Origin of the sequence: Roseburia sp. 1XD42-34, assembly GCF_009917385.1 — a bacterium.
GTDB lineage: Bacteria > Bacillota > Bacilli > Bacillales > Amphibacillaceae > Virgibacillus.
Genome location: NZ_QWLJ01000076.1, coordinates 1 through 5,218, shown reverse-complemented (window position 1 = coordinate 5,218; position 5,218 = coordinate 1). Strand labels below are relative to the sequence as shown.

The 5,218-nt window shown below is 35.4% G+C and carries 7 protein-coding genes; 5 read left to right on the top strand and 2 right to left on the bottom strand.

What is annotated here, in order from left to right; translation table 11 throughout:
• Positions 1-319: 319 nt before the first annotated feature.
• From D1839_RS19940 to D1839_RS21540, 3 genes are read left to right on the top strand one after another with little or no spacing between them, the layout of a single operon-like run.
• A complete protein-coding gene (locus D1839_RS19940) occupies positions 320-640 on the top strand; it encodes an IS3 family transposase (protein ID WP_158589714.1) in 321 nt (106 codons plus the stop codon).
• Positions 588-899: an IS3 family transposase gene (locus D1839_RS19935; protein ID WP_120381514.1), complete on the top strand. Its 312-nt coding sequence runs from the start codon at positions 588-590 to the stop codon at positions 897-899. The genes D1839_RS19940 and D1839_RS19935 overlap by 53 nt, the downstream gene beginning before the upstream one ends.
• Positions 896-1,087 (top strand): IS3 family transposase, encoded by a 192-nt coding sequence (locus tag D1839_RS21540; protein WP_158589713.1) that lies wholly within the window; start codon positions 896-898, stop codon positions 1,085-1,087. The genes D1839_RS19935 and D1839_RS21540 overlap by 4 nt, the downstream gene beginning before the upstream one ends.
• A gap of 846 nt (positions 1,088-1,933) precedes the next feature.
• Here the strand turns inward: D1839_RS21540 and D1839_RS21535 are convergent.
• Together D1839_RS21535 and D1839_RS19915 are read right to left on the bottom strand one after the other, a co-directional pair.
• A complete protein-coding gene (locus D1839_RS21535; RefSeq protein WP_442970642.1) occupies positions 1,934-2,272 on the bottom strand; it encodes a DUF1648 domain-containing protein in 339 nt (112 codons plus the stop codon).
• A gap of 293 nt (positions 2,273-2,565) precedes the next feature.
• Positions 2,566-3,423 carry a LysR family transcriptional regulator gene (locus tag D1839_RS19915; RefSeq protein ID WP_120381511.1) on the bottom strand — a complete coding sequence of 286 codons (858 nt, stop codon included), beginning with the start codon at positions 3,421-3,423 and terminating at the stop codon, positions 2,566-2,568.
• A gap of 219 nt (positions 3,424-3,642) precedes the next feature.
• On the opposite strand from D1839_RS19915, the gene D1839_RS19910 reads away from it, so the two are divergent.
• Together D1839_RS19910 and D1839_RS19905 are read left to right on the top strand one after the other, a co-directional pair.
• Entirely contained in the window at positions 3,643-4,791 is a 1,149-nt protein-coding gene (locus tag D1839_RS19910) for an MFS transporter (protein ID WP_120381510.1), read from the top strand.
• Between the two features lie 132 nt (positions 4,792-4,923).
• Positions 4,924-5,037, top strand: a complete 114-nt coding sequence (locus tag D1839_RS19905) for a MerR family DNA-binding transcriptional regulator (RefSeq protein ID WP_199690462.1) — start codon at positions 4,924-4,926, stop codon at positions 5,035-5,037.
• Positions 5,038-5,218: the final 181 nt, after the last annotated feature.

The following is a 5,218-nucleotide window of genomic DNA, read 5'->3' as shown; positions in this document are numbered from 1 at the left end:
GCATAAAGGCACTTTGTTGAACAAACTTATTTTTATAATAGGAACCATTTTATGTTCTGTTTAGTCTACTTCACCTTCATTTTTTTGTCTAGTCAAGTGTAACCTATCCACATTTCTCTTCGGAGGCGGCTGAATTAAGAGCACTCCAGAAGGAAATTCGTGATCTAAAGGAGGAAAATGAAATCTTAAAAAAGGCGATGCACTACTTCGCGAAAAGCCCTCGGTAAAATATGAATTTATTCATGAAAATCGCTCCCAATTCCGAGTGGAGAAGTTGTGCAAAGCCTTGGGAGTTTCTAAAAGCGGTTACTTCAAATGGGTGAACCGACCAAAAAGTGACCGGCAGAAACAGCACGAGAAATTAGCACAAGAAATTCTTCAGACCCATTTAGAATTTAAGCAACGGTACGGTAGTGTTAAAATTGCTAAAACCCTAAAAAAACGTGGTGTAAAAGTAAGTGAACGTACAGTCTCTCGGATTATGACAAAAAACCAGTGGAAATCTTGTACCGTCAAGAAATACAAGGCGACAACCCATTCGAAGCATCAACATCCGGTAAATGAAAACGTCTTAAATCGACAGTTTAATGCAAGCAAACCAATATTGGGTAACGGATATCACTTATATTCCGACCAATGAGGGCTGGTTGTATTTGGCGACCGTAATGGACTTATATTCTCGTAAAATAGTAGGCTGGTCAATGGATAAGACTATGACAAGGGAATTGGTTATCTCAGCATTAAAGATGGCTTTTAATCGTCAAAAGCCAGGAAAAGGCGTCATTCATCACTCTGACCGTGGTGTTCAATATGCCTCCTCCGAGTATCAGAAACTATTAAAAAAGTACAAAATGATAGGCAGTATGAGCCGAAAAGGAAACTGTTACGACAATGCTTGATTGAATCCTTTCACGGTATTCTTAAGCGTGAGCTAGTTTATCAAACAAATTATAAAACACGGGAAGAAGCGAGGAAATCGCTGTTTAAATACATCGAGTTCTTCTACAATTCCAAGCGGATCCATTCGACTTTGGGCTACTATACGCCAAATGAATTTGAGCAAATGTATGGAAATTCCGCAGCCTGATTTTACCGTCATAAAAAAGTTTAAATGCCCTTTATTTAAACTTTTTTATGACGGCCACCAAGCGGAAGCGCGGTAGAAAAATCTGTGTCTATTTTCTTGACGTAGTATCAGAAATAAATTAACCATCGGCAAAATCATAGCGGCAACACTGATTTCCATATTTGTATTTCTCTTTATGCATATTATATCACTGGTATCTTTCTATATATAATAATGGTTTTAGTGGTTGGGACACAAGCATTCAAACAAATTTCTTATTTGATTTATTCAGTTTTCCAGTGGAAATAAATCATTTACAAGTATTCTTTTTAGCTGTCACTTTGCATTTTATAAGCATGCTGGCAATCGTTGGGGTCACGCTATATGTTTCATCTATTGCTCGCTCACCGTTTAGTGCTTTAGCTTTGTCATTAGGACTATTCTTTTTGCCAAAAGCATTCGTTCAGCTTTTTAAAAGGGGCATTGTATATAAGCTATTAAACTTGTTTCCAATCAACAACTATCGGACTGAGGATTTTCTAACTTTCATGAGTTCCAAACAAGAGTATATTCTTAGCTCCTTTGTACAAAATGTGGTTTCTACCATGATTATTCTACTCATTATTCAACTCGTTTTGGTTTGTCTCGTGTATTGGAGAATGAAACAGTATCAAGTCGCGTGAGCGGTACAATAGTTTACCATGAAGAATTTTTATTAATTGAAAGGGAATGTTGCTAGGCGAAAGAGGACTTTCCATTGTTCTACACCGGCTTATCGTACGTCTGAGAAAGCAAATGAAGGTGAGAAAAATATATTTTTGGAACACTAATGTAGCCCTTTACCATAGAAAGATATTATGAAAGATATCATTCTTTTGAGCCGTTGTCATTTCGAAAAAACTGCCAATAAACAGAGTAAAGGATAACGGAACCAATGAGTAAAAAATATTTATTAACAATGATATCCGCTTCTCCTTGTGCGTTAAAATGAATGGGAATGGCTTCAGGTAAAAACAAGCAAATAACAAATATAACGGCAGTAATGAGTGCAAACACGAAGATATCTTTTAATGTCATCTTCTGTCCCATCGGTTCTACAAAAGAATAGTTATCTAAATTCTTATAGTAAAGTGTTTTATCAATAGATACTACATCAGCGTTAAAGCCAATATTCCATTGAATTGCAGTGGCTTCTCCAATCCACATACCTGTCATAAACCATAACGAGATAAATAAAAAATGTTGATAGTAGTTTTCATGATAAAAAAGAGAGGTGACTTTTCAAATTCTTCTTTTGTCCAAAAATCTATTTTAGCCTTTGTCTTTTTTACTTTCCAACAATTTTGGATTTATCAATGACACGGATTCTGACAATTAGGTAGTCTCGTGCTAACACAGACTATCTTAAATGATAAGTCCAAGCCTTAACACCGTTTGATAAGTGGGGTAACCATTCAAGGTTACCCTACTCTTTGATCTGGTTTTTATAAAATTCTAAGTTAATCAACTCTTTTAATATACTGATATAACATTGATCCAAGTCTTTTGTCTTGACTTACTAATGAAATTGTTCTTTTTCTTCCAAAATTAACAATTGGTAAAGCCAAAAGGTCGAGATGATTGATGTTTTTAGCCACTAACTCTGGTACGATCGTTATCCCCATTCCTGCAGCTACGGATCCATAGATAAAATCACCAAAAGCTACTTCACTTACTATATTAGGCTTATAACCTATTAATTCCATTTGAGCAACAATGTGGCTTCTTGTATCGCAAGGAGCTTGATGAGTAATGAATGGCTCTTCGCATAGTTCGGTAAGCTGAACTGTGTCTTTAGATTTATACTTATGTTCTAAAGGAAGCAATGCATAGTAAGATTCTGTAAATAATTCACAGCTCCATAATGACTTATCTGTGTATTCGGTCTCAATAAAGACTGCATCAAGTCTTTCTTCCTGTAAAGACTGCAACAGCTCACTGGAAGTATTCTGTAGCAATAATGAAACCGGTCTATCCATGAACAGGAAGCCTTTCATTCTTAACGGTAAATAGTAAGTAGCTAAGCTAGGAAGACTGCCTATTGCAATAGGATTACTTCGACAAAATCGTTGCAATTCTTCACGAATTGTTGTTACTTCTGCGATGACGGGCATAATTCGACTGTAAAAATATTGCCCTGCTTCTGTGAGTGTAATACCAGTTGCTGTCCTGTGAAATAGTCTAACGTCTAGATTATTTTCTAGATTTTGAATCTGTTTACTCAAAGCTGGCTGGGAAAGGTTCTTCACATTTGCTGCTTTAGAAAAACTCTTTTGTTTTGCGGCTTCAGTAAAACTTTGTAACCAATCTAAGTTCATTATACTCACTCCATAAGTAATAACTATATGTTATATCCTTAAAAAAGAACGATTCTTCTATACTACATTATTACTTGGTATCATTCTAAATAGAAGGTATTTTTATTATAACATAATGTTATGAGTAGTTATCTAATATGATTGTTTATATCTACCTTCAATAGTAACCGACTCGTAATGAGTGTTGAAGTTCATCACTTGAGTTAAGGAGGATTAATGTTGAAGAAGGTATTAATATTATCTTTGGGCATGTTCGCCTTGGGTTTTGATGCTTATATTGTTGCAGGGTTAATTCCAGGAATCAGTGAAACATATCATAAGGATGTATCTCAAGTAGGGCTAGCTGTTAGCATGTTCACACTGTTTTATGCTATATCAGCACCGATATTCGCCTCTCTATTTGCTGGAAAGTCAGTTAAAAAAATACTGTTATACTCCATGCTAGTTTTTACTATTGCTAATAGCATTACCGCAATCGCTCCTACTTTTACTGTTCTTTTGGTATCTAGAGCAATAGCGGGAGCAGGGGCAGGCTTGTTTTCTCCGATAGCAATCTCGGCTTCTTCTGAGCTCGTCTCAATTGAAAAAAAAGGGAGAGCTATAGGACTAACTTTAGGTGGAATGAGTATAGGAACAGTGCTGGGTGTTCCTTTAGGGCTTTATGTATCTGACCTACTAAATTGGCAAGCTTCCATATGGTTATTGGTACTTATTGGAGTTATCGCGATGTTTGGTATGCTGTTATATTTACCACATATTGAAACGTCCTCACCACCTGCGGTTAATGAACGATTAAAAATGTTTTTTGATAAAAAGGTAACGATAACAGTGTTTATTACTTTTTTTGCCAGTATTTCTAGTCTGGGATTATATACATACCTATCACCTTTAATAAAAGAAGTTGCAACGTCTGGTGATTTAGTATTGTATCTTTGGGCATGGGGATTTGGTGGATTGTTTGGAAGTTTAATCATTGGTCATTTAATTGATTATTTTAAAAAGCCCAAAACATTGGTTACAATAATTTTATTAATCTTAACGTTATCTATTATTTGTATTCCATTAATGATAAATATACCTTTGTTAAAGTATTTACCATTTTTTGTTTGGGGAGCAATGGGGTGGGCATCTCAAGCACCACAACAGCATATTTTAATGTCTTACCAACCGAATAATGGAAGTTCAGCAGTCGCATTAAACAGTTCACTTAATTATTTGGGTAGTTCAGTCGGTGCCACATTAGGTGGTATAGTGTTAGCATTTGGTTTCGGTGCTATATCACTAATTTTTTTTGCTGTTATATTTATGGTGTTTTCGATTCTTCTACAACTCTATAGTGCTAATAAATTTAAAATAACAGAACCATAAGTACTAGTTGAAAATGACAGATTTATTTATGGTTATGGTTGAGAGCCTCAGAATTCAAAAATTAGATATTGCCCCTCCCACCATGTCATACTTTAATATGGCTATAACGTAGTAACTGGGAGGGAAAATGTTATGAAAATAGGCGAATTATCAGCGAAAACTGGAGTTAGCATCCGATCAATTCGATATTATGAGGAAAAGAAATTAATTTATCCAAAGCGATTAGAAAATGGATATCGTGTATAACGAAAAAGATGTGGAGCGTGTAAAAGCGGTTCAACTTTTTTAGAGCTAGTTTAAATCGGATGAGATTTTTGGCTCTATACTGAATGTGGTGGTGTCTCTTATCTCATCAATAGGTAGAAATAAAGCAAAAAAACACACTCAATCCCCTCTCTTTGATAACCTTGAGTTGCTGAGACAAAAG

What these genes read in the sequence shown, in the direction of transcription:
- D1839_RS19935 (WP_120381514.1), top strand. Translation starts at nt 588, where the DNA reads ATGCAAGCAAACCAATATTGGGTAACGGATATCACTTATATTCCGACC.
- D1839_RS21535 (WP_442970642.1), bottom strand. Translation starts at nt 2,272, where the DNA reads ATGTGGATTGGAGAAGCCACTGCAATTCAATGGAATATTGGCTTTAAC.
- D1839_RS19915 (WP_120381511.1), bottom strand. Translation starts at nt 3,423, where the DNA reads ATGAACTTAGATTGGTTACAAAGTTTTACTGAAGCCGCAAAACAAAAG.
- D1839_RS19905 (WP_199690462.1), top strand. Translation starts at nt 4,924, where the DNA reads ATGAAAATAGGCGAATTATCAGCGAAAACTGGAGTTAGCATCCGATCA.